1 protein-coding gene is annotated in these 552 nt (G+C 72.1%); it reads right to left on the minus strand.

Translation table 11 applies throughout. The features are described 5' to 3' along the window. Positions 1–257: 257 nt before the first annotated feature. Positions 258–552: M13-type metalloendopeptidase (locus MD221_RS17425; RefSeq protein ID WP_277928953.1), on the minus strand; the 295-nt coding region annotated here is incomplete at its 5' end.

Raw genomic sequence — 552 nt, forward strand, 5'->3', positions numbered from 1 at the left:
CGGACAGGGACAGCAGCAGCACGCGCGGTGCCTGCACTCGTAGGGGATGCATGTTCACGGGCGGAACTCCGGCGCGGAACGGAGGAGGGGAAGCAGGCTTCTGCCCTGCGGGCGGGCGCCGGCGGAACGCCTGTCTCGACGACCGCGATGATCGCGGCGGATGGCGCCGGCGCCGGCCATCGCGCGCGGGGCGCGCGAATGGCGGCATCGGACATCCCGCCCCTGCGCGAGGGCGCAGGGGCGGGGGCGGAACGCAATTACCAGATCACGACCTGCTTGTCGTTCGCGCGCACCATGGCGTCGCCGGCCTTGCACTGGAAGGCGGCGGCGAAGGCGGGCAGGTTGGAAGGGGCGCCGATCGCGCGGAAGGTGGCGGGCGCGTGCGGGTCGGTGGTCAGGCGCACCTTGAGGTTTTCCGGCGTGTACTTGGTGCGCCACACCGTGGCCCAGTTGAGGAAGAAGCGCTGGTCGCGGCTGAGGCCGTCGACCTTGGGATCGTCCTTGCCCTCGGAGGCCTTCTGCAGGGCGTCGTAGGCGGTGGCCAGGCCGCCC

Origin of the sequence: Luteimonas aquatica (genome assembly GCF_022662575.1) — a bacterium.
GTDB classification, from domain to species: domain Bacteria; phylum Pseudomonadota; class Gammaproteobacteria; order Xanthomonadales; family Xanthomonadaceae; genus Luteimonas; species Luteimonas aquatica.